General features: G+C 47.6%; 25 protein-coding genes. 13 read left to right on the forward strand and 12 right to left on the reverse strand.

Annotated elements, in window-relative coordinates; translation table 11 throughout:
• Positions 1-60 precede the first annotated feature (60 nt).
• Complete coding sequence (locus QUA80_RS20180; RefSeq protein WP_333426880.1) at positions 61-1,938, reverse strand: DUF1565 domain-containing protein; 1,878 nt, start codon at positions 1,936-1,938, stop codon at positions 61-63.
• Positions 1,939-2,297: 359 nt separating this feature from the next.
• Here QUA80_RS20180 and QUA80_RS20185 point away from each other — a divergent pair, with 359 nt between their 5' ends.
• Entirely contained in the window at positions 2,298-3,380 is a 1,083-nt protein-coding gene (locus QUA80_RS20185; RefSeq protein ID WP_333426881.1) for a thiamine phosphate synthase, read from the forward strand.
• 131 nt (positions 3,381-3,511) lie between these two features.
• Entirely contained in the window at positions 3,512-3,724 is a 213-nt protein-coding gene (thiS, locus tag QUA80_RS20190; protein ID WP_190738130.1) for a sulfur carrier protein ThiS, read from the forward strand.
• 223 nt (positions 3,725-3,947) lie between these two features.
• Here thiS and rpmA read toward each other — a convergent pair whose 3' ends face one another.
• Positions 3,948-4,247, reverse strand: a complete 300-nt coding sequence (gene rpmA / locus QUA80_RS20195; protein ID WP_333076164.1) for a 50S ribosomal protein L27 — start codon at positions 4,245-4,247, stop codon at positions 3,948-3,950.
• A 27-nt stretch (positions 4,248-4,274) separates the two neighbouring features.
• Positions 4,275-4,667, reverse strand: a complete 393-nt coding sequence (rplU, locus tag QUA80_RS20200; protein ID WP_333426882.1) for a 50S ribosomal protein L21 — start codon at positions 4,665-4,667, stop codon at positions 4,275-4,277.
• A 297-nt stretch (positions 4,668-4,964) separates the two neighbouring features.
• Here rplU and QUA80_RS20205 point away from each other — a divergent pair, with 297 nt between their 5' ends.
• Genes QUA80_RS20205 through QUA80_RS20215 form a run of 3 tightly spaced genes read left to right on the forward strand, consistent with a single transcriptional unit; the run spans position 4,965 to position 8,948 of the window.
• Entirely contained in the window at positions 4,965-8,003 is a 3,039-nt protein-coding gene (locus QUA80_RS20205) for a pentapeptide repeat-containing protein (RefSeq protein WP_333426883.1), read from the forward strand.
• Between the two features lie 32 nt (positions 8,004-8,035).
• On the forward strand, positions 8,036-8,269 hold the full coding sequence (locus tag QUA80_RS20210; RefSeq protein WP_333426884.1) for a glutathione S-transferase C-terminal domain-containing protein: 234 nt from the start codon (positions 8,036-8,038) through the stop codon (positions 8,267-8,269).
• 49 nt (positions 8,270-8,318) lie between these two features.
• Positions 8,319-8,948 (forward strand): pyridoxamine 5'-phosphate oxidase family protein, encoded by a 630-nt coding sequence (locus QUA80_RS20215; protein ID WP_333371601.1) that lies wholly within the window; start codon positions 8,319-8,321, stop codon positions 8,946-8,948.
• Between the two features lie 176 nt (positions 8,949-9,124).
• On the opposite strand, the gene QUA80_RS20220 is transcribed toward QUA80_RS20215, so the two are convergent.
• The 4 genes from QUA80_RS20220 to glpK all read right to left on the reverse strand — a co-directional run bounded on the left by QUA80_RS20220 (position 9,125) and on the right by glpK (position 12,205).
• Positions 9,125-9,340 (reverse strand): hypothetical protein, encoded by a 216-nt coding sequence (locus QUA80_RS20220; RefSeq protein ID WP_015176895.1) that lies wholly within the window; start codon positions 9,338-9,340, stop codon positions 9,125-9,127.
• Positions 9,341-9,537: 197 nt separating this feature from the next.
• Positions 9,538-10,038, reverse strand: coding sequence for a DUF3122 domain-containing protein (locus QUA80_RS20225; RefSeq protein ID WP_333426885.1), 501 nt, complete (start codon positions 10,036-10,038; stop codon positions 9,538-9,540).
• A gap of 233 nt (positions 10,039-10,271) precedes the next feature.
• Positions 10,272-10,643, reverse strand: coding sequence for a c-type cytochrome (locus QUA80_RS20230; protein WP_333426886.1), 372 nt, complete (start codon positions 10,641-10,643; stop codon positions 10,272-10,274).
• A 74-nt stretch (positions 10,644-10,717) separates the two neighbouring features.
• Positions 10,718-12,205 carry a glycerol kinase GlpK gene (glpK, locus tag QUA80_RS20235; protein ID WP_333426887.1) on the reverse strand — a complete coding sequence of 496 codons (1,488 nt, stop codon included), beginning with the start codon at positions 12,203-12,205 and terminating at the stop codon, positions 10,718-10,720.
• 100 nt (positions 12,206-12,305) lie between these two features.
• Here glpK and QUA80_RS20240 point away from each other — a divergent pair, with 100 nt between their 5' ends.
• The gene (locus QUA80_RS20240; protein WP_333426888.1) at positions 12,306-12,890 is read left to right on the forward strand and encodes an endonuclease dU; all 585 of its coding nucleotides are present in this window, start codon (positions 12,306-12,308) and stop codon (positions 12,888-12,890) included.
• A gap of 262 nt (positions 12,891-13,152) precedes the next feature.
• Here QUA80_RS20240 and QUA80_RS20245 read toward each other — a convergent pair whose 3' ends face one another.
• Entirely contained in the window at positions 13,153-14,355 is a 1,203-nt protein-coding gene (locus QUA80_RS20245) for a hypothetical protein (RefSeq protein ID WP_333426889.1), read from the reverse strand.
• A gap of 1,045 nt (positions 14,356-15,400) precedes the next feature.
• On the opposite strand from QUA80_RS20245, the gene apcA reads away from it, so the two are divergent.
• The 3 genes from apcA to QUA80_RS20260 all read left to right on the forward strand — a co-directional run bounded on the left by apcA (position 15,401) and on the right by QUA80_RS20260 (position 17,020).
• Positions 15,401-15,886 carry an allophycocyanin subunit alpha gene (gene apcA, locus QUA80_RS20250; protein ID WP_333426890.1) on the forward strand — a complete coding sequence of 162 codons (486 nt, stop codon included), beginning with the start codon at positions 15,401-15,403 and terminating at the stop codon, positions 15,884-15,886.
• A 176-nt stretch (positions 15,887-16,062) separates the two neighbouring features.
• A complete protein-coding gene (gene apcB / locus QUA80_RS20255; RefSeq protein WP_333426891.1) occupies positions 16,063-16,548 on the forward strand; it encodes an allophycocyanin subunit beta in 486 nt (161 codons plus the stop codon).
• A 268-nt stretch (positions 16,549-16,816) separates the two neighbouring features.
• Positions 16,817-17,020 carry a phycobilisome linker polypeptide gene (locus QUA80_RS20260; RefSeq protein WP_006634929.1) on the forward strand — a complete coding sequence of 68 codons (204 nt, stop codon included), beginning with the start codon at positions 16,817-16,819 and terminating at the stop codon, positions 17,018-17,020.
• Positions 17,021-17,137: 117 nt separating this feature from the next.
• On the opposite strand, the gene QUA80_RS20265 is transcribed toward QUA80_RS20260, so the two are convergent.
• A complete protein-coding gene (locus tag QUA80_RS20265; protein WP_333426892.1) occupies positions 17,138-17,560 on the reverse strand; it encodes an EamA family transporter in 423 nt (140 codons plus the stop codon).
• 36 nt (positions 17,561-17,596) lie between these two features.
• Between QUA80_RS20265 and QUA80_RS20270 the strand changes: the two genes are divergently transcribed.
• Positions 17,597-18,817: an FtsW/RodA/SpoVE family cell cycle protein gene (locus QUA80_RS20270; RefSeq protein ID WP_333426893.1), complete on the forward strand. Its 1,221-nt coding sequence runs from the start codon at positions 17,597-17,599 to the stop codon at positions 18,815-18,817.
• 408 nt (positions 18,818-19,225) lie between these two features.
• On the opposite strand, the gene QUA80_RS33885 is transcribed toward QUA80_RS20270, so the two are convergent.
• Positions 19,226-19,357, reverse strand: coding sequence for a hypothetical protein (locus QUA80_RS33885; RefSeq protein WP_445302270.1), 132 nt, complete (start codon positions 19,355-19,357; stop codon positions 19,226-19,228).
• Between the two features lie 226 nt (positions 19,358-19,583).
• Here QUA80_RS33885 and QUA80_RS20275 point away from each other — a divergent pair, with 226 nt between their 5' ends.
• Complete coding sequence (locus QUA80_RS20275; RefSeq protein ID WP_333426894.1) at positions 19,584-21,842, forward strand: CHAT domain-containing tetratricopeptide repeat protein; 2,259 nt, start codon at positions 19,584-19,586, stop codon at positions 21,840-21,842.
• Positions 21,843-21,860: 18 nt separating this feature from the next.
• Here the strand turns inward: QUA80_RS20275 and QUA80_RS20280 are convergent, their stop codons facing one another.
• Positions 21,861-22,514 (reverse strand): Crp/Fnr family transcriptional regulator, encoded by a 654-nt coding sequence (locus QUA80_RS20280; protein WP_333426895.1) that lies wholly within the window; start codon positions 22,512-22,514, stop codon positions 21,861-21,863.
• 237 nt (positions 22,515-22,751) lie between these two features.
• A complete protein-coding gene (locus QUA80_RS20285; protein ID WP_333426896.1) occupies positions 22,752-22,886 on the reverse strand; it encodes a hypothetical protein in 135 nt (44 codons plus the stop codon).
• A 20-nt stretch (positions 22,887-22,906) separates the two neighbouring features.
• Between QUA80_RS20285 and hslO the strand changes: the two genes are divergently transcribed.
• Both hslO and QUA80_RS20295 read left to right on the forward strand, forming a co-directional pair.
• Positions 22,907-23,806: an Hsp33 family molecular chaperone HslO gene (hslO, locus tag QUA80_RS20290; RefSeq protein WP_333426897.1), complete on the forward strand. Its 900-nt coding sequence runs from the start codon at positions 22,907-22,909 to the stop codon at positions 23,804-23,806.
• Between the two features lie 246 nt (positions 23,807-24,052).
• A complete protein-coding gene (locus tag QUA80_RS20295; protein WP_333426898.1) occupies positions 24,053-26,131 on the forward strand; it encodes a hypothetical protein in 2,079 nt (692 codons plus the stop codon).
• Positions 26,132-26,173: the final 42 nt, after the last annotated feature.

Raw genomic sequence — 26,173 nt, forward strand, 5'->3', positions numbered from 1 at the left:
TGTTAACTGTTAACAGTTAACAGTCAACAGTCAACTAATGACTAATGACTAATGACGATTTCATTTAATTTCTTCAATTCGGGCATTCAAACCGTTAGCGCTGAGCATTTGTAGCAATTCCTCAGCTTTTTCGCGTTCCCGAAAAGCACCGGCTTGCATCACCGGTCGTCCGCTGGAAAAAGAGCGAAAAGCACCGGGAACGAGAGATTTCATTTTTTGTCGATCGCGCGAACTGTCGGTATCCACCACAACTCGATACCGCAAACCCAAAGCAGACGGTCGATCGAATGACAGCGCACTCTCCCGGGAATCGGGCAAAGAATTTCCCCCTAAAGCAGCAGGTACATAGCCGCCGCTTCCGATAGGAATGTTGCGGCCCGGAACCGGCAATCTACCCTCGGAAGAAACCGAACTCGAACTATTAAAATTGGGAGGAATAATTGGTTGCTGTACCGAAATTTCCGAAACCGATCGAGAATTAGGGTCCGGCACGGGAATGGCGATCGCCCCTGGGACTACCGCTGAACCAGCGGTAGTTCTCCCAGAAAGCTCTTGGCGCAACTGATCGCTGGGCGGTGCGGGTCGAGTTGGCAGCGGTCGCCTGGAAACGGGCGCAGGTGGCGAAATTGGCGCTCTTTCAACTCTGGGAGTTAGCCTCCCGGGAGTGTAAGCCGGGAGAGAAGTCTCTGGGCCGCCGATGCTGGGAGGTCGATCGGCCCTTAGCTGCAAAGCACTTCCCCCCATTGGCCCAGGGGTAAAAGTTCCCGCCACATCAACCGATCCCGTAGTCCGGCTGCTCGACAATTGATTGCCGTATGCTGGGATTACTTGACCTTTGGCCGCATTGTTCACATCGTACTGACCGTTGTTGCGAATGACATTGCCCCCCGGTTCTGCTGCTGTTCCCAAATCCGGCAGAGCTCTCGATATCGCCACAATTCCGTCCCGCCGGTTACTCTCGATATAATTGTTACGCAGCACGGGTCTAGCATCAGCTTGCACCACCACGCCATCTTTATTGCGAGTAATTTTGTTGCCGATTAGCAGAGGCGAAGCGTTCTGCGCTACATTCACCCCAAATCCCGTGTTGTCAAACACATTATCTCGAACTTCCGGCTGGGAACTTCCAAAAATCGTGATGCCGTTAGCTCCATTTTTCGAGAAAACATTCCCGCCAATCGTCGGCCTGGAAGTACCGACTACCGAAATGCCGTCGTGAGTGCTGCCAGAAAAAGTATTGTTAACAACCGTTGGAGAACTCGATTCGATCCACAAAGCGTAACCGCGAGAGTTGGTATTCGTCACCGTCACCCCGCTGAGTCCGGCACCGTCTGCGCCTAAAATCGCAATATTTTGACCCGCCGAAGTCGGACTGATAAAGTATCCTCCGCCTTTGATGACAATATTCTGACCGCGAGTGTTGGGATTTCCCTGAACTGTCACGCTGGGCCTGAGCATTAATGGAAATTTTTCGCCGGTTTGCTCGCTGTAAGTACCGGGCGCTAGCAAAATCGCTGTTTTGGGCGGGGCCACGCTTAAGGCGTAGGTAAGGGTTTTAAACGGAGCTCGATCGCTGCCGTTACCCCCCGTGTCGCTGCCTCCGATCGAGCTGACGTACAGTATGTTAAGGTCGCTCTGCGGGGTCTGAGAAAGTAGCTGGACTCCCGGTACTCCGGCAGCGATAACTGACGGTTGATGGTTGCAAAGGGCTGTCATCGCAAAGACCAGCAGAAGGCAAGAACTCAAATAAGATTTTTGCGATCGATTTTCTTTGCACCAGGTCTGTTGTGAGTAAATCAGCATAAAAAAACGCAACTTATCTGCAAGCCGAGTTTCGCCTCCGGTGTTTCGTGTCGGGTTTTCGCGATCGAAGTTTAAATACGCCCGCCTGTTTGGGTGGTTCTCCCTGAATCTTTTGTGTTGTTCTGCTAACCTCACGGCTCTCCTCCCAAGTGTGGTATGCAGCTTAACGATTTCACTCTCATCAAGTTTGATCTATTATGCTTCGTTTTTCTCAAATTCAATAAAACTTAAAAATTTGTCTAAATTAAATCGGTTGAGGTAAAAATTAGGCCGATCGCTTTGCTACGATCTTGAGCGAGAATTTCTTGAGGGTACCCGCCACGCGATCGATCCGTGGAATCAATCCAAAATCGAAAATCCTCAAGCCCCCCAATTTATCTCGCGCAAGTCAATCCAAAATCCAAAATCTAAAATCTAAAATCTAAAATCAAATGACGGCGTGGGAGAATATAGCGGGTTGATTGGTAAGATTAATTATAATTAGGGTGGTTCTGATGACTGACAAACAAAACAGAACTTTACCGGCACAGCCAGCCCTCTGCCGGATTTTAGATGCAAATTTAGATCGATCGCGCGAAGGGTTGAGAATTATTGAAGAATGGTGCAGGTTTGGTCTCAACAGCGCTGATTTAGCTGGCGAGTGCAAGCAACTGCGTCAAGAATTGGCTGCTTGGCACGTCGCAGAACTTCGCAGTGCTAGGGATACGCCGGCAGATCCGGGTACGGAGTTGACTCACCCGCAGGAAGAGCAGCGTTCGAGCATTCAGCAGCTACTGGAGGCGAATTTCTCTCGGGTGGAAGAAGCTCTGCGGGTACTTGAAGAGTATGGCAAAATTTACGATCGGAATATGGGCGAGGCTTTTAAGCAGATGCGCTATCGGGTTTATACTCTCGAAAGCGATTTGCTGGCTTACCGGCGCTACCAGCAGTTACTTCGATCGCAGTTATACCTTGTAACTTCGCCGAGAGACAACTTGATGGGAGTTGTGGAAGCTGCTTTGCAAGGCGGGCTGACTTTGGTGCAGTACCGCGACAAAAGCTCAGACGACGGCGCAAAGCTGGCTAACGCGCGCCAGCTTTGCGAACTTTGTCACCGCTACGATGCTTTGCTGATTGTGAACGATCGCGTGGATTTGGCGATCGCAGCGGATGCCGACGGCGTACACTTAGGACAGCAAGATTTGCCTGTAGCCGAAGCGCGCAAGTTGCTCGGCCCGGGACGGATCATCGGTTGTTCGACTACGAATGGCGAGGAAATGCAGCGAGCCGTTGATGCGGGAGCCGACTATATTGGAGTTGGGCCTGTCTACTCCACTCCTACTAAACCTGATAGACAGGCGGCGGGTTTAGACTATGTGCGGTATGCTGCTACTAAGTCACCGATTCCGTGGTTTGCGATCGGCGGAATTGATATCAACAACCTCGATGAAGTATTGAATGCCGGAGCTCAAAGGGTTGCCGCAGTACGCGCGATTATGGAAGCAGAACAGCCTACTTTAGTCACGCAGTTTTTCATCTCCCAGTTGATTCGGATGCAGAATCTCAAAGCTCAAAAAGCTTTGCACGCAAAAACCTAGTAACCGAGGACACGGCAATGCCGTTTCCCTACTCGGATATAATAGTAGGGAAACGGCACTGCCGTGTTCTGACTGTGGCTAATATTAATACCGATGTCACCGGATTTGATATAACTAATAACTAATAACTAATGATAAATCAAATTGCGCTGCAAGTTAACGGAGAAACTCGCAATTGTGCGATCGACACGCCGTTACCAGAATTACTAAAACAATTGGGATTAAACCCGCGCTTGGTAGCTGTGGAGTACAACGGGGAAATTCTGCACAAACAATTTTGGGAAACTACACAGATGCAAGAAGGCGACATCTTAGAAGTTGTCACAATTGTCGGAGGAGGCTAGCGACAAATTGGTGACAAATTAAGCCTCTAGTCCGCCAGGGAATGAATTCCACGGGGCTAATAGCTAAAGTCCTCTCAAGAGGACTAATGAGTTCTTCAGTCCTCTTGAGAGGACTTTAGCTATGAGGCAGGGGTTTCAACCCCTGTCGGACTGTCGGACTATCGGTTTGACCTTAAGTTCTCCGGAATCGGCCGAACCTCGGAACGAGGAATTAATATCGCAATTAAACTGCGACAGCTTCAGCCACGGGCTCAGCCACAGGTGCTGCTACAACAGGATAAATGCTGACTTTCTTGCGAGTTTTGCCTTTTCTTTCAAAAGTCACCACGCCGTCAACCAAAGCAAACAGAGTATCATCTCTGCCGATGCCAACATTGTTACCGGGGTGAACTTTCGTGCCGCGTTGGCGGATCAAAATGTTGCCAGCTTTGACAACTTGACCGCCGTACTTTTTGACACCCAGACGCTGAGAATTAGAATCGCGTCCGTTACGTGTACTGCCTGTACCTTTCTTGTGGGCCATAATATCCTCAACTGTATTTACTATGTTTTATTCTGAATCAGTTTCGGCGGTTTGGGGAGTTTCAACAACTGCTTGAGTTAAGTCTCTGGCGGCTAAGACTGTACCGTTGACGCTAATCGAGTCAATCATAAAGCGAGTTGTTTCTTGACGGTGCCCTTTTTTCTTCCGAGTTTTCTTTTTCGGCTTCATCTTGTAGACGAGGACTTTGCGGCCCCGGAAATGCCGCAGAACCGTTCCTTCTACAGTGGCATTTTCTACTAAAGGCTGACCGATATGAACCTCGCCTTCGTGCTGGATCAGAAATACTTTGTCTATGGTGACTTTGGATTCAGCTTCAACGTGAAGCAGTTCGATGTCGTAGAAGCGGCCTGGTTCTACCCGAAATTGTTTGCCGCCGGTTTCAATGATTGCGTAAGTCATGGGATGGTTGTTGAGATTGCCGTACAGGTAGCTGATGAGTCATTGGTCATTGGTCGTTGTGGACTTTTGACGGCTGACTGCTCTCCAGCTTTTGGAATGTCTTAACCTGATCCGAGCCGGATTTAGACAGACAATCTATCATTATTGCGGATTGTTGTATTTTTGTCAAGGTAAAAGGCACTTAATCTTTTCTAATTGTTAGTTTGAAAATAGATTTGTGGCGGCGAACTACGGAATGCTTACAGAGTTAAATGTAGATTTTCTCAGCTTCTCTCTTCTGAAATAGGGCAGGTAAAAATGGCAAATCGCATCTGGAAATTCTTAAATACCGATCTCAAAGAACTGTGTTCCGCCGAAGCAGCGGAGGGAATCGGAGAAGCTGGGAAAACAGCCGCAGAAGTGGCAAAAATGTTTAAAGAACAAGGGCTGGACAATAGCAATTTGCTGCTAGAGGTTTTGAACTCTCCCTTAGCTCAAGTTGTGGGAACTGGATTGCCATTTGTCGGGATGGCGGCGAAACTGCTGGCGTTTTTTATCGAAAAAACTCAACAGCAGCCGACTTTAGCTGAGTGCATTTTTCTCGTCAGTCAGGCGGCTTATCTGGAAAGTTTTAAGGAGTTTCTTGAACAAGACGCAAGTTTGTTAAATCGCATCGGGCAAACTCCGGTTTCCGATGGAGTTAAGCAGTTGCTTAAAAAATTGGCGGATTTGGAATTTAACGATAAAGCAGCGAAAGAAACTGTGATTTGCTTCCGCGATTCGCTATTAGCCAAGGAATTTAACCTAGTGCTGTCACAGCGGCTGCAACAAGCGGGACTCAATGCCAATGAAGCTCAAATTTTGACAAAGAGAGTTGCTGCTAACACTCACCGCTATTTAATCGAAGGTTGGGCAGTTTCCGGCGATGCCATGAAACATCTTGGACAGCCTTCTATCAGCGAATGGCGAGAGGAACAGGAGAAATATCACAGCATTGACAACTACCTGCAAGAACAGATTTCCTCTCTACCGCTACAATCCGTATTTGCAGAAAATTTTTCATTCAAGGATATCTACGTACCGCTAAAGGCAAAACCAATTGATAAAAATGGCAAAGTCGATCCAGGTGCCGAAGCATTTGATTTGGAAACTTGGGCAAAAAACTTACTGGCAGATGAAAAGAAACAAAATCGGGTAATGTTTGTCGAAGCTGGACCCGGACGCGGTAAAAGTGTTTTTTGTCGGATTTTTGCTGACTGGGTGCGGCAAAATTTGCATCCAATTTGGACGCCCGTGTTAATTCGACTGCGAGATATTCCCACACTGCAAAAGAGTTTTCGAGAGACGCTAAAAGATGCAGTTACTGCGGGTTTTGCTAGCGATGACGGCTGGTTGACGGATCGAAACACGCGATATTTGTTTTTCTTAGATGGCTTTGACGAGTTGCTGATGGAGGGGAGAAGTAGCGGCGGTTTAGAGCAATTTCTCAAGCAAGTAGGGCAATTTCAGCGGGACTGTCAGCAGAGTTCGGAAATGGGACACCGGGTTTTGATTACTGGGAGAACTTTAGCTTTGCAAGGGATTGAAAGGCAAATGCCGGACAACCTAGAGCGAGTCGAAATTCAGGTAATGGATAACGAACTACAGCAGCAGTGGTTGAGCAAGTGGCAAGCCCAATTTGGGGCTGAAAAAACCTCAGCTTTTCAGCATTTTTTGCAAGATGAACGCTGTCCAAAACAGGTGAAATCTGACTTGGCGCGAGAACCGCTATTGCTTTATCTGTTAGCAGCGATGCACCGGGACGAAAAGTTGAAAGTTGAACATTTTCAAGGAACTAACAGCACTCAAGCAAAAATTTTAATTTACAACCAAGCTGTGAATTGGGTACTCACAGAACAGCGGTCTAAATTGCTCAATCGCAATTTGACAGAATTGGAAACAGAGGATTTGCGGCGCATCCTGACAGAAGCAGGGTTGTGCGTGGTGCAGTCGGGAGGGGAATCTGCTTCTGTAGCGATGATTGAGGAACGATTGAGAGAAGACAACTCGGTTAAAGCATTACTTGAAGAAGCACAAAAACGGATTGACGATAATCCTCTGAGAAATGCTTTGGCGGTTTTTTATCTTCAGCAAGGCAGTAAAGAAGGTTCTGTGGAGTTTGTACACAAGAGTTTTGGTGAATTTCTGTGTGCGGAACGGTTGAAAGAAAGTCTGGAAGAGTGGACGGAACCGGGAAAGAAAGGTAGAGGATTTAAGACTCCAGACTCTCAGATGGACTGGGAGATTTATGATTTGTTGGGTTATGGGTCGCTGACAGAAGAAATTGTGGAATATTTGATGGGGTTGTTAACCACTCCGGCTGATCCAGGGGAGGAAAATCAGTTTCGCCCTGTGGAGTTATTCCAGCGTCTGGAAAATTTTTATCAGCGGTGGTGCGAGGGGGAATTTATTGATATGCTGCCGGAAAGTTTGCCTCAGAAGAAGATGCGGCTGCTGCCAGAACAATTATTGAAAACTCAAAAATTGGGGCAGCGACAAATAGATATTTATGCTGGTTTGAATGTGATGATTTTGCTGTTGGAGTTGCACCGTTACGCTCAGGAGAGAGATGAATTTAAAGACAAAATGGTGTTTTATCCCTCTGGGAAACCTAATGCTGAAGGTAAACTTGACGATGAAATTCGGTTGTTGCGTCTTATCGGTTATAGCTGTTGTGTTGGGTATTTTGGCTTTCTCGACACAGTTGGGAGATTCCTCAGTGGCGCAGACCTCAGCGGCGCAAACCTTGGCGGCGCACAACTCTTTGGCGCAGACCTCAGCGGCGCAAAGCTTAGTGGCGCAAACCTCAACGGCGCAGAACTTAGCGACGCACACCTCTGGGACGCAGACCTCAGTGGCGCATACCTCAGCCGCGCATACCTCAGCCGCGCATACCTCAACAACGCAGACCTCAGCGGCGCAGACCTCAGCGACGCAAGCCTCGACGGCACAAGCCTCGACGGCGCAAAGCTTAGTGGCGCAGACCTCAACAACGCAGACCTCAGCGACGCAGACCTCAGCGACGCAAACCTCAGCGGCGCAAACCTCAGCGGCGCAAACCTCAGCCACGCATACCTCAACGACGCAGACCTCAGCGGCGCAAACCTCAGTGGCGCAGACCTCAGCGGCGCAGACCTCAGCGGCGCAAACCTCAGCGGCGCAGACCTCAGCGGCGCAGACCTCAGCGGCGCAAACCTCAGCGAGCGCACTTTTGGAGATATCGAATGGGATGAAAATACAAAGTGGGAGAATGTTCGAGGTTTGGATACAGCCGTTTATGTTCCAGAAGCGTTAAGGCGACAGCTAGGAATGCAGTAGAAACGTTTTTCCAGGCTTGGCGTATCATTTTTATGAACAGGCTTTCGGGCCTGTTCCACAAAAAGGGAATTTTCTGGTGGGGTGGGCCCGAGAGTCCGCGCACTTGGCTAGAGTTTGAGCATCCCACGATCGCAGATGCGGCAATCTATCCCTATATCGCTCTAGCGAGAGATGGCAAGATTGAACTTGATGCTTATCCCAATGTTTTGAATTGGATCGATCGGGTGAAGCAACTCTCTGGTTATATTCCCATGTTGGGAATCTAGGCATTTTGAAGATCGCCGAGTTAAATAAGTAGACAAGGAGTTAGATTTTATGCCTCGTCAATTTGGTACGATCGCTTTTACTCCTGCAGTCAAAGCCATGCAAGAAAAAATGGGTTCCCGCGAGAACTATGAACGCTTTGTGGCTAAAGGTGCAGATAATAATTCCATCAATCCCGATCTAGAGCAATTTATTTCCAGTATGGAAGGATTTTATCTAGGCACTGTGAGTTCTAGTGGCTATCCCTACATTCAGTTTCGCGGCGGGAAAGCAGGATTTTTAAAGATTCTCGATCCGAGAACTTTGGGATTTGCGGATTTTCGTGGCAATGTGCAATATATCTCTGTGGGAAATCTTGCTGAGAATGATAAAGCATTTTTGTTCCTAATGGATTACCGTCATCGCCGGCGCCTCAAGATTCTCGGTCGCGCCCGCGTTGTGGAAGACGATCCAGTAATACTTGCCCGAGTTCGGGATACAGACTATGATGCAACTGTCGAAAGAGCGATCGTATTTGAAATTGAAGGCTGGGATTGGAACTGTCCCCAGCATATTCCGATTCGCTATTCTGAAACGGAAGTAGAAGCAATGCAGACCAGAATTAGAGAGTTGGAGAAACTTTTAGCAGCTAAAAACCCTAATAACGTAAATACTCCCGATCCACCGGCGCCCATCAATTAACAAGCAAGAACAGCATTGAATAAGTAGCCGATACTGATGCTCTCCCAAAGTGCGATCGACCCTGTGGTTTACCGTGTGGTTTGTAGTCAGGACGAAGAGCCCTCATCAATAAGGAGTAAAGTCCTGACTGCCAACGATCGCCCTTAATTATTTTCAAAAGGGCGATCGAACGGGATTCAAGCCGTCGCAGAACATTTGCGCGATCGCAACAATTCCAAAGCTTGCTGTTTCACCCGACCTTCCATCACCTCTTTTTGCAAATTAATAAAAGCCTCAAAATCTTCTAAACCGTACTTGGTCATCTGCAACTGCTGTCGCAACTGTTCTTCTGCCTCAACCGTTAAGTAACCTGTCGCCAAAGCTTTTCGGACAATTTTACTGATTAAAGTCATACTAGATTCACCCTGAAGAAGTGCACGTTAAAACATTGGAGTTCTGTCACCAGACTAACTCAGCTTTTAGTTTGTTTCATAATTACCCTTAGAAATCCGTTAAATCTACCTTAAGGCATATTTAAACATAGGTTACTTTTGATACACGCATCAAACTGTAGCTATTTTCAAAGTAAAGTGCGATTAAATTGGTATATTTAGTTTCTTTCTAACAACAACCGCCATTCTCTGACAGCAAAAGGAGGAACTAGCAATTCAGTTTCTTTTTGATTTTTCACAGGCAAATTCAACCGCAAAGGTCGATTACTTGCCACTTGTGTAATTATTGATTTGAAATCGTATTCTCCTACATTAATCGGCAAATTCGACTCGCTCCAAATATCATCAGCCTTGCCAATTTCCCGATTGCCCGCCGCAACTTTCAGGGGTACAGGGTGCTGCAATTCAGTGCCGGGAAATCCTACCAATCTGAGGTTCAAAGAGTTAACTACTCCAGACTTTACTCGCTTGTACAAAACCACTTCCCATGCTTTTTCGTCTGTATCGCGGAGGCTTTGTATCGAGCGAAACATTACTGTGTTGGCAGTTTCGGGATATTTGTGAATGGAGGCGAAAGCGGGCGCGCTGACAGCTAAAATTAGAGACAAACACAAGCTAATAACAGTTAAAGTTCTACGCCAAAAATAATGTTTCTTCATCTTGCAAGACTTCCGAAAATTTACACTCTTTTCTCAGAAATAAGAAAAATGACAGGTTTTGTATTGAGATTATTAAGGAATGAACAATAGAAGAGAAAAAGCAGGCAGGTTTTGTATAAAGATTATTCACGGATGACCAAGTTAAGCGCGAAACCTGTCTACATTATACCTAGGCTTGGTTAGTTTCCAGAATTTAAGCGCTAAACCTGCTCTGACAATCTACATAGTCTGCTTTATTTCCAATCGGTTTCGGCTTGGGATAGCACGTAAGCTGAAACATCGATAATTTGTTGTTCCGACAAACGATCTTTGTAAGCGGGCATAATACCTTTGCCGTTGGTTACTAAGTTGGAAATGTTGGCGATGGAATCCATGCCGTATTTTTTTAAAGCTTTTTGTTTCAAGTTTTTGCCGCGCCTGATAATGTTGCTGCCGTTGATGTGACAACCTGCACAGTTGGCGCTGAAGACTTCGGCTGCGGTTGCGGGATTTGTAACTGTATCTGCGATCGCCATTTGGGAATTAGTGGCGATTTCTACAAAGGCTAGGGTCAGTATCAATAGAACAGTGGTAAAGATTTTTTTTAAGTTATTTACGGAAATCATTTATTTACAATCTGCAAAATGCTGCTTGATTTAATGATATCACTAAATACGGATTTTGGGGTTGACTCAGCGATTCATTCTTCCCAATCGAATGTGCGGGAAACTGCTTTTTTCCAAAAGCGATATTTTTGCTCGCGAAGTGCGATCGGCATTTTCGGTTCCCAAGTACAATCTACCGCCCAATTGTCCCGCAATTCGGCTAGCTGACTCCAAAAACCCACCGCCAAACCGGCCGCATAAGCGGCACCGAGTGCAGTAGTTTCTGCTACCACAGGCCGCACCACAGGCACTCCCAAAACATCGCTCTGAAACTGCATCAGCGTGTGATTTCCCACCATTCCTCCGTCTACTTTTAAAGACAAAAGCTGCACTGCTGAATCCTGATTCATAGCGTCCAATATTTCCCGCGTTTGCCACGCTGTCGCTTCTAATACTGCGCGGGCAATGTGTGCCTTAGTCGCGTAGCGAGTTAAACCTGCAATTACTCCCCGGGCGCTGTCTTTCCAATAGGGCGCGTAGAGTCCAGAAAAGGCCGGGACAACGTAAACTCCGCCGCTATCTTCGACTGTATTTGCTAATGTTTCTACTTCTGCAGATGTGTTGATGATGCCCAAATTGTCGCGCAGCCACTGCACTAAAGCTCCGGCGATCGCAATACTGCCTTCTAAAGCATACACAGCGGGCGATTCCCCCATCTTGTAGGCGACTGTTGTCAGCAATCCTTGCTTTGAACGGACGATCGTCTCAGCGGTATTCAGCAGCATAAAACAGCCCGTACCGTAAGTATTTTTCGCCTCCCCCGGACTGAAACAAGTTTGCCCGACCAGGGCGGCCTGCTGATCGCCCAAAGCAGCAGCAATTGGAACACCTGCCAGCAATCCTTTTGCAGTTCCAAAAACTTGACTCGAAGGGCGAATTTCTGGCAGCATCTGGCGGGGAATTGCCATTATTTCCAAAGTTTCGGCATCCCAATCGAGGGTTTGCAAATTCATCAGCATCGTGCGGCTGGCGTTGGTAACATCGGTAATGTGCGCGCCGCCAGTCAGGTGCCAAATCAGAAAAGTATCGACATTTCCAAAAATCGCATCCCCTCGATCTGCAGCTTCTCGCAATCCTGAAATATTGTCCAACATCCACTTAATTTTCGGCCCGCTGAAATAAGTTGCCAGCGGCAAACCGCATCGTTCTTGAAATCGTTCTTTGCCCTCAACTTCACCTAATTTTTCACATATTTTGTGAGTGCGGGTATCTTGCCAAACAATCGCATTCCCGTAAGGTTTGCCAGTGTTTCTGTCCCAAATAATTGCAGTTTCGCGCTGGTTGGCTATACCGAGGGCAGCAATATCTTTCGGGTCGATATTGCCAATTTCGAGGGCATTTTTAATCACGCTTTGGGTGCGCTGCCAAATTTCCTCGGGATTGTGTTCCACCCATCCTGGTTGCGGATAGATTTGCTGGTGCTCTTGTTGGTTGCTGCAAATTATCTGTCCCAAGCGATCGAATACGATAAATCGGGTGCTGGTTGTTCCTTGGTCGATCGCTGCTACGTATTTTTTTGCCAATTGTCTAAAATATTTTTAGTAATGAGGTATTTAACGTATATCATACTATATCTAGAAGTCAAATTAATGTCAAAAACTTTAGCTTACGGAATTCCCCAAGTTGAAACTGGCAGATTTGCTGAGGCTCGATCGCACAATTAAGGTTATTGGCTTTGACGACGCTCCGTTTTCTCGGACAAGCGGCAGTCTGGTGTCGATCGCGGGCATAGTCTGCGGGGGAACTCGATTTGAAGGAATGGTGTGGGGACAAGTCTTCCGAGACGGATTAGATGCCACGGATGCTATTTCTGGGCTACTCCTCGGAGGCAAATTTTTGCCGCAATTGCATCTGGTTTTGCTAGACGGAATTGCTTTCGGCGGCTTCAATATTATTGACCTTCCCGAGTTAGCATCGCGCCTGCAAATTCCTTGCGTTGCTGTCATGCGCCGCCAACCAGATTTAGCTGCTGTTGAAAAAGCCCTCGGCCATTTACCCGACTCGGAATACCGTTTAGAATTATTGCGCCGCGCTGGTAAAATTCACGCTTTTGAACCTTTCTTTTTTCAAGTTTGCGGCGAAAAACCAGAAGTAATTGCGCTGGTACTCCAGCGTTTGACAGACACTGGTAAAGTTCCTGAAGCTTTGCGTTTAGCTCATTTGATTGGTGCGGCGGTAATTAATGGAGTTAGCGGCAGTTCTGCTTGAATTATTGTTAAGAACGGGCAAGATGCCCGTTCCACAAATAGGAAATTTGCTTGTGGGGTGTGCCGGATATCTTGTTAAGAACGGGCATCTTGCCCGTTCCACAAAGAGTAAATTTTCTTGTGGTGTGGGGTCGGATATCCTGTTAAGAACGGGCAAGATGCCCGTTCCACAAAGAGTAAATTTTCTTGTGGGGCGGGCAGGAGAGCCAGCCCATGAAATACTTATTGAAAATGGTGCAATATCTCAGTTTATACTTTCTTACTTACACTATTTCGCCGTCTAATTCACCGAATTCGATTTTAGTTCCCAACGCCAAAGTTAAGGTACTTTCAGGTTCTACCATTTTTATATCGCCTTGAATGTCTGTAGCCCACCAAGCGCGATCGCACAAATTGGTCAATCCTAACGAAAGCTCGTTTCTCGATCGAGAAGTAACTATAGCTACAAGACCGTTAGATGCTGCGGCTGTTAAAGTCGGTATGTCAGAGGTGAATAGTTGAGTTCCCGCACTCAGAGGAATAACCCGACTTCCTAATTTCAGAAAAAATTGACCGTTGGTAAAAGAATCTGCTGCGGATTTTTCTGCTCTCACAGCAGGCTGAACCTGAGCAGAAGTTGCAGCGGGCAAGTCAGAGTTTCCTACTGTAATTGTACAGTTGCCAATTCTCTTTTGGTCGCCCGATCGCAAATAACTCACCGCCCCGCTATCAACATTCTCGCAAACAATTTGACCTGCTTCCAATTGAAACCGCATGGCCAAGGGCGAAACATTAGGAATGCAGATAATAGACAAATTTTCATCGCTACCAAAAGTTATCGGTTCCGAACCCAGAGTGAGAGTGCGATTTGCTCCGGTATCGTAACTAATTACCAGCCAAGCTTTGTTGAACAAAGTTTCAGCTACAACTAGCATAATTCCAATCCAAAAACCGATCGCAGCACAGCCAGCTAAACGGCCCGCTGTACCGGATAAATTGTAAGCAAATAGAATAAACAAACAGCCTCCCAAGACACCCCCAACACCGCCGCCTCCCGTGCCGCGAAGCGCTCCCAAATTAGGAATCCGCTGTGCAAGTCCAAGTCCTAACAAACTGCCAGCTATTCCCCAGCAAATTACTCGCAATAATTCGTTGTTTCCGTCGCCAATTCCGCTGTAAATACCTTCGGCGATCGCCCCAGAAATGGCTCCTGCTATTAAACCAAACAACCCGCCATTTTTTAAAGCCTGTTTAATTTGAGGCTTGCCTTTTATATAGTAATAATAGCCAAACACGATCGCAGTAGCAATACCACCGCCTACCAATCCAAACCAGCGACCTGTGGACAATACACTCTCAGAAAAAGATTCCGAACCAGTGAGTCCCTGCATGAAAGGTTCGGTGATGAGATTGCCGGCGAAACCGCCGACAGCACCGCTAATCCCAAACTGCAAAGCTTTTTTAAGGGCTGATATATTTCTTTTCACGGCGCACCAGATTAAAAGTGAGTGTCAAATCTAGCTACAAGCTCGAAAGTTACGATTTCCGACGATCTTATATCTGGGATCGCGATCTAGAACAGGCCGGAGTGCCTGTTCCACAAAGACAAAGAGTGAGTTTTGTTGCGGAGAGTAGGGATTGGGATCTTCTAGCCCGCCCGTCCAAAACCGATTGAGAATGCTGCAAGATGTGAGACGATCGCACATCTCCCCCCTCATTGGTGTCAGCTTAAGGTAAAACCGATAGTCGGTCAGGAGTTGAAACAAGAGGCTCAAAGCGAAAGTCCTCGCCAAGCCAGGACTAATGAGTTCTTCAGTCCTCTTTTAGAGGACTTTAGCTATGAGACAGGGAATTCATTCCCTGGCGGAGTGCCTGGTTAGCGGGAGGACTGGCGGACTAAAAGCTTAAGTTGACACCAATGCTCCCCCCCTGTCTTGGACTTGTCTCCCTTCCCTCTGAGGGAAAAGTCTTTGAGCGTTGCCCCGTCGCCCGCCACAAATCCCCCTCAACAATCTATCGCCTGTAACCTTTGCTGCAAAAGCATTATAGCGATTTTTGTGTCTGTGAAATTTTAACGCTGAACGCCCAAGCGAGGGCCCAAATATGAAAAGGAATGTTACAAACTATTACAGTAACACTCAGAATGTGAACATAATGCCTCAAAATACTTGCGAGAGGTAGTTGTGTCAGAGAAGCAATATCCTTACTAACTGCCCGACAGTCACTCGATCGCCACTTAGTGGCCTGCTGCAATCTAAATCAAAAATTAAAGATCGCATCAGTCATTTGTGGTATTCTAAGCGACAGGCTTAGTGCGGGCACTCACAAGCGCACCGGCGTGAAGAACCAGCGCCGTCAAACATCGAAGGTCGCCTCCCGCCCACAACTTTAACAGTTGCTGGCTCTGGAAAGTCCGGCCTTCCCTGTCAAAGCTCCTGCCCGAGCCTGAAAGGTACGGGATGCAAAAGCCCACCGTCGCTCGCTCAGCGCGGAGCAGTTCGTATAGCAAAATATCCAGCGGGTACACACAAGATGAGTATCGTCACCAAATCAATCGTCAACGCAGACGCCGAAGCTCGCTACTTGAGCCCAGGTGAATTAGATCGGATCAAGAGCTTTGTCACCTCTGGTGAACGCCGCGTCCGCATCGCCCAAATTTTGAGCGAATCCCGCGAACGCATCGTCAAGGGAGCAGGCGACCAACTTTTCCAAAAGCGCCCTGATGTTGTTTCTCCCGGCGGCAACGCTTACGGCGAAGAAATGACCGCAACTTGCTTGCGCGACCTCGACTACTACCTGCGTTTGATCACCTACGGAATCGTAGCTGGCGACATTACTCCGATCGAAGAAATCGGTATCGTCGGCGTCCGCGAAATGTACAAATCTCTCGGCACCCCGATTGAAGCCGTCGCCGAAGGCGTTCGCGCTATGAAAAGTGCAGCAAGTTCGCTGCTGTCTGGAGAAGACGCTTCCGAAGCTTCCTCTTACTTCGACTACGTTATCGGTGCGATGCAGTAAGGAATTTCGATTTTAGGTTTTCGATTTTAGATTGAACAAAAGCGCCTTACTGCTAACAAGCTAAAAGCTTTTGCAGATAACCGGCAACTTAAAAATCTCAAATCCCAAATCCCAAATTCCAAATTCTAGCTCCAAAATTGGACTGACTCAGCCACTTTCAAGGAAACAAGACAACCATGCAAGACGCAATTACCGCCGTTATCAATTCCTCTGACGTTCAAGGTAAGTACCTCGACACCAGCGCTCTAGACAAGCTCAAGAACTACTTCGCTTCTGGCGAACTGCGCGTCCGTGCAGCTACCTCCATCAGCGCCAATGCAGCCACAATCGTCAAAGAAGCAGTTGCTAAGTCTCTGTTGTACTCTGACGTAACTCGTCCCGGCGGCAATATGTACACCACTCGTCGTTATGCAGCTTGCATCCGCGACTTGGACTACTACCTGCGCTACGCCACCTACGCCATGCTAGCTGGCGACCCTTCCATCCTCGACGAGCGCGTGCTCAACGGTTTGAAAGAAACCTACAACTCCTTGGGCGTGCCCATCGGTTCTACCGTACAAGCAATCCAAGCAATGAAAGAAGTCACCGCCGGTTTGGTCGGTTCTGACGCTGGTAAAGAAATGGGCGTCTATTTCGACTACATCTGCTCTGGCTTGAGCTAAGACTCAGGAAGAAGGAAGAAGGAAGAAGGAAGAAGAAGGAAGAAAGAAAAATATTTATTTCTTGCCTCTTTTAACTTTTAACTTTGGACTTGTTACCTTTGGCTTTGAAAAGAGGTCAGGGAAGTTGAGAGTGATTGCTAGACCGTCAAAGGCTTGTCGAGAAAGCCCGATGAGTTTTAACGAGCTAGTTTTGACTCCTAACTCCCTGCCTTCAATCTTTAAAAAATCCATCTAATAATCTGTAAACCTACTCAGGAGTTAGTTTCCCATGAGAATGTTTAAGGTGACTGCTTGCGTCCCCAGTCAAACTCGCATCCGCACTCAGCGCGAATTGCAAAATACCTATTTTACTAAGCTCGTTCCTTACGACAACTGGTTCCGGGAACAGCAAAGAATTATGAAAATGGGCGGCAGAATTATTAAAGTGCAACTGGCTACCGGTAAGCCCGGAGCTAATACGGGTCTGCTTTAAGAGCCAAAGCTGGATTAGTAGAGGGGTAAGAGGTCGCGATGACCTCTTTTTTGTTTGTTATAGTTATAGCAGAAGGAATAATGTCGAGCGTTGTTAATCTAATGATTGACAAATATTTCAATAAGCAGAAAGTATCACTGCGATTATCGCTAACAAAACAGCAAGCATTTGTGGTAATGTAATAGCCTCTTTCAAGAATAAAGACGATAATAATATAGTAATCAACGGATAGATAGACGTAACACTCACTACATTGGCAACTTCACCTTTGCCAAGGGCTATAAAAAATACTAATGACGCCACAGTGCCGCAAACGCCAACTAACATGGCAAACAAAATTCCCCTAACATCTCCCTCAAAACTAAAATTATTAGTTTGGATAATAATAAATAAAGTAGTTAAAATAGCGCCAATTGTTTCATAAACAAAAGCAGTTTTGTAGTCAATATATTTAGTCGCTAAATTGCCAAAAAATCCCCACAAACCATATAATAGCGAACAGATTAATGCGTAAATTAACCAATCTGGTACTTTAGCCATCTTTGTTAGAGTTTATTGAGATCATTCTAAAATCCTATGGCTAACGACATTCGACGCTTCATTCCATTTTTTGACCCCAGCGCGTCTCAATGGGCTGCCGAGGCTCGGTGGCTGAGGTGGCTGACTTTTCTGTGGCTGTTTGTCGGGCTTACAGCATTGTTTTCGGCTTCCTATCCCATTGCAAATTATGAATTTGGAGACGGGCTTTATTATTTTAAACGACAGCTAATCGCAGTGGCGATCGGGCTGGCAGGTTTTAACTTGATGGTGTATTCCCCCCTGCGCTACCTGCTGAAAACAGCTCAGTTAGGAGTCCTGTTGCTGCTGGGATTGCTCTGGTTGACCTTAGTTCCGGGGGTGGGAACCACAATCAACGGGGCGACTCGCTGGATATCTCTGGGCCCGGTTCCGATTATTCAACCTTCTGAGTTGATCAAGCCGTTTTTCGTTCTCCAAAGCGCCCGCATTTTCGGCAACTGGCCCCGGTTGACAAATAAAGTTCGCTTAACTTGGCTGTTAATTTTCGGCGCAATGCTGTTGGGAATTTTGTTGCAGCCGAATTTGAGTACCACGGCTTTGTGCGGGATGACTTTGTGGTTGGTGGCTTTGGCGGCTGGCTTGCCTTACTTGCAGTTGGGCGCCACGGCTATGGGGGGAATGCTTTTAGCCGTTTTAAGTATTAGTTTTAGGGAATACCAGCGCCGCCGGATTATGTCTTTCCTCAATCCTTGGGCTGACCCGATGCAAGACGGCTATCAGTTGATTCAAAGTCTTCTGGCTGTCGGTTCTGGGGGCATTTGGGGTGTGGGTTTGGGGATGTCGCAGCAAAAGTTATTTTATTTGCCGATTCAGTACAGCGATTTTATTTTTGCTGTGTTTGCTGAGGAGTTTGGTTTGGTGGGAGGTTTCTCGCTGTTGCTGATGTTGGCGGCTTACGGTACGGTGGCTTTGAGGGTGGCGACGCGGGCCCGGAATATTGAGTCTCAGTTGGTGGCGATTGGGGTGATGGTAGTGATGGTGGGACAGTCGCTGCTGAATATTGGGGTGGCGACGGGAGTTTTGCCGACTACGGGTTTGCCGCTGCCGTTTTTTAGTTACGGGGGCTCCTCGATGTTGGCGAGTTTGTTGTTGTCGGGGTTGCTGATTCGGGTGGCTAGGGAGAGTTCTGAGGCTGATGTGGTTTCTTTGGACGGACGCAGAGGGAAGCCGGAAAAGCCGAAGTTACGATCGACCAACGGCACTTCACAAACGGAATAATTTGTCAAGTTATTTCCTAAACTCGCGGATAACTAGAAACCGGGTTTTTTAACCACAATATTTGCTTAAAACCTTCAATAAGAGTCAAAAAACCCGGTTTCTTTACCTTCTGGTGCCCTGTTATTCCGGGCGATCGACTATTTCCGCCCGTCACCCTTATTCGGCGGTTCTTCTTGTTGTTCTTGAGGTTTAGCTGTGATGTCAGTTAATTCTTTTTTGTCTGGTTTTGGTGTTTCTGAAGTTGAGTTAGCCATTGAGTTTTGTCCTAAATAGATGCACCGTTTAATTATATCTTTTCCGGCTACAAATGTATGGCTGTAGATAGGGGAAGGAACATTTATACAGACAATTCTGATAATTCGATTTGGGATTTAATATTAGACAGCATTATGTAGATGCAAATGGCTGTCACTTGCTATACTGCTGGAGGGTTGCAGCCAAACAAATAGGAGGCGGACGCAAAAACACTTTTGTTAAGAATTCAAGGCCGAGATTGCGATCTCGAACGATTAACCCTTGCTGCTGCAATTTTCCCAGCATTCGCGTTACTGTTACCAGAAAGAATTGGTTTAAAGCCCTAACCCCGATCGCGAGAAATTAAAAGAAGACTATTCATTACTCCAATCCTCTTCCTTCCAGTTAGAAGTCGCCCCGCGTGCGGTCAACTGTCAACTATCAACTGTCAACTGAACCGCGTCGTGCAAATCGCATTAGCCATATCTTGATGTGTCAAGCGGATATTCAAACCAGAGGCCTGTCAAAAGTTATGAAACTGCAAAAAATTGGATGGTCGGCACCGATCTCAATCTTAGCGGCGCTGACTGTAGGTGAGTTTCGGTTTATCCCTAACTCTCAATTTAAAATCATCAATTCTCAGGCCTTGGCTCAAACTCAAGCTCAGCGCAAAGCTGAAGCAGACCGACTGTTAGACCAAGGGCATCAGCAGTATGAGATTAGTCAATTTCAAGCTGCATTGCTGTCTTGGCAACAGGCACTAATAATTTATCGAGAAATTAAAGACCGCCAAGGTGAAGGGAAAGCTCTGGGAAGTCTGGGAAATGCTTACAATTCCCTCGGCGACTACGCCAAAGCGATCGACTACCTTCACCAGGACTTGGCGATCGCGCGAGAAATAAAAGACCGCCAAAGCGAGGGGAGAGCTCTGGGACATCTGGGAAATGCTTACAATTCCCTCGGCGACTACGCCAAAGCGATCGACTACCTTCAGCAGGGCTTGGCGATCGCGCGCGAAATTAAAGACCGCCAAAGTGAGGGGGCGGCTCTGGGAAATCTGGGAATTGCTTACAATTCCCTTGGCGACTACGCCAAAGCCATCGAGTACGTTCAGCAGGGGTTGGCGATCGCGCGAGAAAGAAAAGACCGCCAAATCGAGGGGGCGGCTCTGGGAAATCTGGGAATTGCTTACCGTAACCTCGGCGACTACGCCAAAGCCATCGATTACGCTCAGCAGGTGTTGGCGATCGCGCGAGAAATAAAAGACCGCCAAAGCGAGGGGGCGGCTCTCAACAATCTAGGACTTGCTCTCTTCAACTCTGGCAATCTCCCAGGCGCAGAGAAAACCCTACTTGATAGTATTAAAGTTTCGGACTCTCTGCGAGCTGGATTAGACGATGCCAATAAAGTGTCAATATTTGAAACTCAAACTAGGGCCTACGGCATTTTACAAAAAGTCTTCATTGCTCAGAAAAAAACTAATGACGCTTTAGAAATTGCCGAACGGGGTAGAGCCAGAGCTTTTGTGGAGTTATTGGCCTCTCGCCTTGCCCCATCTGCATCTGCCCAAACTACTATCAACCCCCCCAATATCCAGCAAATTCAACAAATCGCTAAAGAGCAAAACGCTACCCTCGTCGAGTATTCAACTATTGGGGATGAAGCCCTTTATATTTGGGTCATCAAGCCGAATGGTGAAATTACCTTTCGCTCAGTTGACCTCAAATCTCTGAACATCAATCTACCCGAAGCCACCGAAGGGACAAGAGTATCTGCTGCTACCGGGAGGAGAGGATTAAACGAGAAAGATACAGCCTTAGCTGAGATGATTCGCGGCACTCGCGATGCTCTGGGTGTATCGGCGGCGGGGGACACTGCCAATCGACAAGCGGCTAATCGCCCTGCTTCTACCCCTGCTAATTCTCGGATAATCTACCCCAAATTACAGCAAAGCTATCAACTACTCATTCAACCCATTGCCGATCTTTTACCTACTGACCCGAATGCTCCTGTCATCTTCATTCCCCATAAATCCTTGTTTTTAGTTCCCTTTGTCGCCTTACAAGATCCGACAGGTCAATATTTGATTGAAAAACATACCATCCTCACTGCTCCCGCCATTCAAATTTTGCAGTTCACCCGCCAATCACGGCAAAAACTCCGACAACTTTCTCTGCCAAATAACCTCGTCGTCGGCAATCCAATTATGCCCAAAATAGGCAACCCGCCGCGCCAGTTAGATCCCTTACCGGGCAGCGAACGGGAAGCAATTACAATTGCCCAGCTTCTGAATACTAAACCGATTACAGGCTCTCAAGCCACTAAAGCATCGATTACTCAACAGATGCTAAAAGCCCGGATTATTCATCTGGCAACTCACGGATTACTCAATGAAGTGAAGAGGAGAGATTTACCGGGAGCGATCGCCCTGGCTCCATCAGGAAATGATGATGGGTTGCTGACTTCGAGCGAAATCTTGGATTTAAAATTAAATGCTGAATTAGTGGTATTAAGTGCTTGCAATACTGGTAGAGGAAAATTGACAGGCGATGGTGTGCTTGGGTTATCTCGTGCTTTCATTAGTGCTGGTGTTTCCAGTATTATCGTTTCTCTGTGGTCAGTACCCGATGCTCCGACAGGGGAATTAATGGCAGAATTCTATCGCCAGTTACAGATACAGAAAAACCCGAATAAAGCTCAAGCTTTGCGGCAAGCGATGCTGATGACAATGAAGATGCACCCAACTCCGCAAGATTGGGCGGCGTTTACGCTGATTGGCGAAGCAGAATAAGATTTTTCTCTGCGCTTGCTACACTGATTGAGGGTTGCAGCCAAACAAATCCGATGTGGAGGCAAAAACATCTTTGTTAAGAATTAAATGCCGATCGGCATCTCGACTGATTAACCCTTGCTGCTGCAATTTTCCCAGCATTCGCGTTACTGTTACCCGCGTCGTGCAAATCGCATTAGCAATATCTTGATGTGTCAAGCGGATATTCAAACGAGTTCCCTCAACCACAGGCTGACCGAAATCTTGTTGCAATAATAGCAGTAGCTGATACAAACGGTCATCTACTCGCCGCTGTCCGGCGATCGCTAAAATTGCTTCCATTTGCCGCAGCCGCCGTACCATTTGAGGCAGCAACTCGTGAGCCAATTGAGGAGAAGCTTCGATTTCCACCATAGAATACCACATCAAATAAATATCTGATGTCGCCGTAGCTCGGTAAGTCTGCAAATTTGTCAACCACAAACCGAAGCACATCGAAGGCCCAACCCAACCCAAAAGTCCTTCTTCTCCGCTTGGATAAAGCGTACTCAGTTGTGCTAGACCTTGACACACTCGCCAAAGACCTTGCGACATCATAGGAATGGTTTCGCCCTTTGCATAAAAATGCAAGTTGCGAGTCGCTCCTGTGTTATGCTGGATTTCCGCTAAAAGTGCTTTGGATGTTGGTGGCATATCCTTATTTCCAGCTAAAAAACATTGGTCTGAGACCTACATTGCTCACTCTAGCCGACAAAGGTAAAGGTTTGGTAATCGTCTGGTTAGCGGCAAGATAAGCTTTAGTCATTAATTGTTAGTTGTTATAAAATGAAGGAGAAAAAGCTGGCTTTGATAAAAAAAATGCACTCGTTATTCGGGCGAATATAATTAATTTTAAATTAAACAATTAGCATAATTTTTGTTAAAAAATAGTCAGTCGATCGAGGTTAAATAGAAAACAGATGCGAGTTCTGAAGTTCGATCGCACATCCAGGCCCGCTGATTCAATTGCTGCTCTTTGCTGCCACAACCTTCAAGAACTTCTAAAATAGTTCGAGAAGGTATCAAAAGACAAAGTAAGGTTTTTCATGGCCGATCAATTAATTCGCGCTACAGCCGCAGAGGGCGGAATTCGCGCTGTAGCCGTCATTTCCACCCGCCTCACCGAAGAAGCAAGACGGCGGCACAAGCTCTCCTACGTGGCTACAGCGGCCCTCGGGCGCACGATGTCGGCAGGGCTGTTACTGGCCTCCAGCATGAAGCGGCCCGAATCGAGAGTCAACATTCGCATTAAAGGAGATGGGCCGCTGGGCGGGCTTCTGATTGATGCGGGACTCGATGGAACAGTTCGAGGTTATGTGGACAATCCCGAAGTGGAATTGCCGCCCAATGCTAAAGGCAAACTCGATGTCGGCGGGGCAATAGGTGACGGGTATTTGTACGTGGTGCGGGACGTTGGATATGGCTTCCCTTATTCCAGTACGGTAGAATTGGTTTCCGGCGAAATTGGCGACGATCTGACTCACTATTTGGCAACCTCGGAGCAAACGCCTTCGGCTCTGGTTTTGGGGGTGTTTGTGGGCGCGGGCGGGGTACAAGCGTCTGGGGGTGTGCTGTTGCAGGTTCTGCCGAAGGCGGCAACGGACGAAAAATTGGTGCAAACTTTAGAATCTAGAGTTGCTGAATTGTCGGGCTTTACGCCGCTGCTGCGATCGGGCCAAACGCTGCACCAGATTCTCGAAGAGTTACTGGGAGATATGGGCCTGGAAATTTTCCCGGAAACTCAGATGGTGCGCTTTGACTGTGGCTGTTCGTTCGATCGAGTTTTGGGAGCTTTGAAAATGTTGGGCGAAGCGGAACTGCAAGACATGATTGAAAAAGATGGCGGGGCTGAGGCTACGTGCCATTTCTGCAACGAGGTTTACAAAGCTAACAGCGACCAACTTGCCGAACTCATCGGCGATTTGCGATCGAACTCCGGTTCTTGAGATAATAATTGGTAATTGGCAATCAGGAGTGCGAGTTGGGGATAAAGGCCTTGACCAATTGCCAATTACCAATTATCAATTACCTAATCACAAAATTTTGATTTTTGGGGTTTGGCGATCGCCTATTGTAGTCTTTCGCCTGCTGGAGTATTTACAAGTGATGAATACATTCTATAGAGCAGTCAATAGCAGCGATCGCTGTTTTGAAATAATTAAGACAGGCTGGTTGTTGTTTGTGGTGAGGATATGAGTCAAGATCGCAAAACATCAGGCCGTTGGTCTGCATCAGAATCCTTGGAGTCAACAAAGGATACTTCGTCGCTGGTGCGGCTGCCAGCAAGGAAAAACCGGGCTGAACGACTTAAAGAGCTCCGAGAATTGGTTACTTCGGGAAAACTGCCGGGAGGGCATCTGGAACTACCGCCAAATTTGTCTGGGGAAAACTCGCAGCGGCGGGGGGAACAGAATCCGTTGTGGCAGAGCTGGTCCAATAAGTGGCAGTTTTGGCTGGCGGTGAGCTTGATCCTGTCGGTGGGTATGGGGTTTGTGGCACTTGCGTCTTTGCTCAACCTGACATCGCAGTCGAATTGCTCAAAGATTTTTTGGCCGACGGCTTCTGCTAACGATCGCTTTTTTTGTGCTCAAGAAGCAGCCAGCAAGCGGACGGCGGATGATTTGCTCAGGGCGATCGAATTAGTTAATGCTTTGCCAAAAGACCATCCGCTGCGGCCGAGAATTAACGGTCAAATCGAGCGGTGGTCGGAGGATATTCTCAGGCTGGGAAATGCTAGTTTCCAAGAAGGAAAGCTGGATCGGGCGATTGCGATTGCTCGCAAGGTTCCTCAAGACGTTCCCGCTTACCCGACAGTGGAAAAGCAGATTGAAAAGTGGCAGTCGATATGGATCGATGCAGAGAAAATTTACCGCACGGCCGAAGACCACTTGCGTAAGGAAGAGTGGACGCTGGCTTTCCGCCAAGCTACTTTGCTGTTGGATTTGGGCAATACTTTCTGGGAATCGACTAAGTACGAGGAGTTGACTAAGCTGATTCAAACGACTAGGACTGAGGGCAATAAGTTGGTAAAAGCCCGGAATACAGCGGCAGAGGGAGGGCTCGACAATCTGGTGATGGGGATTAAGCTGGCTCAGGGAATTGGTCAAAACAGTTATTTGTATCAAGCTGCCAATAAGGCGATCGCGGAATTTAGCAAGAAAATTATGCAAATCGCCCAAAAACGCTTGCTCTCAGGCGATTGGGAACAGGCGGTCGCGATTGCGAACAAGATTCCCGACTCTGCAAATTTAAGGGAACAAGTTGAGGATTTTAACCAGTTGGCGAATGCTACTGCTCAGGCTTTGAGTGGCTCTGTTGAGGGTTTGTCCAAGGCGATCGAGATCGCTCAAAAGTTGAATTCGAGCCGCCCTTTGTACAAACAAGCTCAAGATTTAGTCGGCCGCTGGCAGCAAGAAATGGCTGATGTGAAAGTTTTGGATTTGGCAAGCAGGCTGGCGGCACCGGGAGGGGTAAATGATTTGAGGGCTGCGATCGGGCAATTGCAAACAGTCCCGGAATCAAATCCCCGCGCTTCTGAAGCTCGCAGTCAAATTAGCCGCTTGAGCCGTCAAATCGAGCTGCTCGAAGACAGTCCGTATTTACAAAGAGCGAACGATTTGGCGAGTACGGGCGATCCGAATGCTCTAGAGGCCGCAGTTGCTCAAGCTTCTCGGATCGGTCAAGGTAGGGCGCTTTACGTGGAAGCTCAAACCAAAATTCAAGCTTGGATCGAGAGGAGACAGCGGCTTGTTGACCAGCCGTTTTTGGATAGAGCTCAGCAGCTAGCGGCGGTGGGCAATTTGGCGGGGGCAATTGAGATGGCCCGCCGGATTCGATCGGGACGGGTGCTTTATGAGGAAGCTCGATCGAACATTCGGACTTGGGAGGCTCAATTTCAGGGCGAGCAAGGTTTGCAGAGCGCCCGTCAAGCAGCCCGAGCGGGGACTGCTGACGCTTTGCAAACGGCAATTTCCCTCGCTCTTCAGGTGCCGGAGTCGAGTTCGCTCCGGTGGCAGGCGAGCGAGGCGATTGATGAGTGGAGCCAGCGGATTTTGGCTCTTGGTGTGGAACAGTCGTCGTCGGATCTGGCTGGGGCGATCGCAACTTTAAAGAAAATTCCCTCGGGCACTCGGGCTTTTGAGCAAGCTCGATCGCAAATCAAAGTTTGGGAGGAGTCGCTGAATCCTCCCGATGCTGAATCTCCCGATGCTGAATCTCCCCCTCCCGAACCCCCGGAAACCGAGTCTCCGAGCAGCCCTCCCAGTCGGTAAATTTGAGGGTGAGAAGCTGCTAACTAATATCTTTGCCGATCT

Origin of the sequence: Microcoleus sp. F4-D5, assembly GCF_036704885.1 — a bacterium.
GTDB lineage: Bacteria > Cyanobacteriota > Cyanobacteriia > Cyanobacteriales > Microcoleaceae > Microcoleus.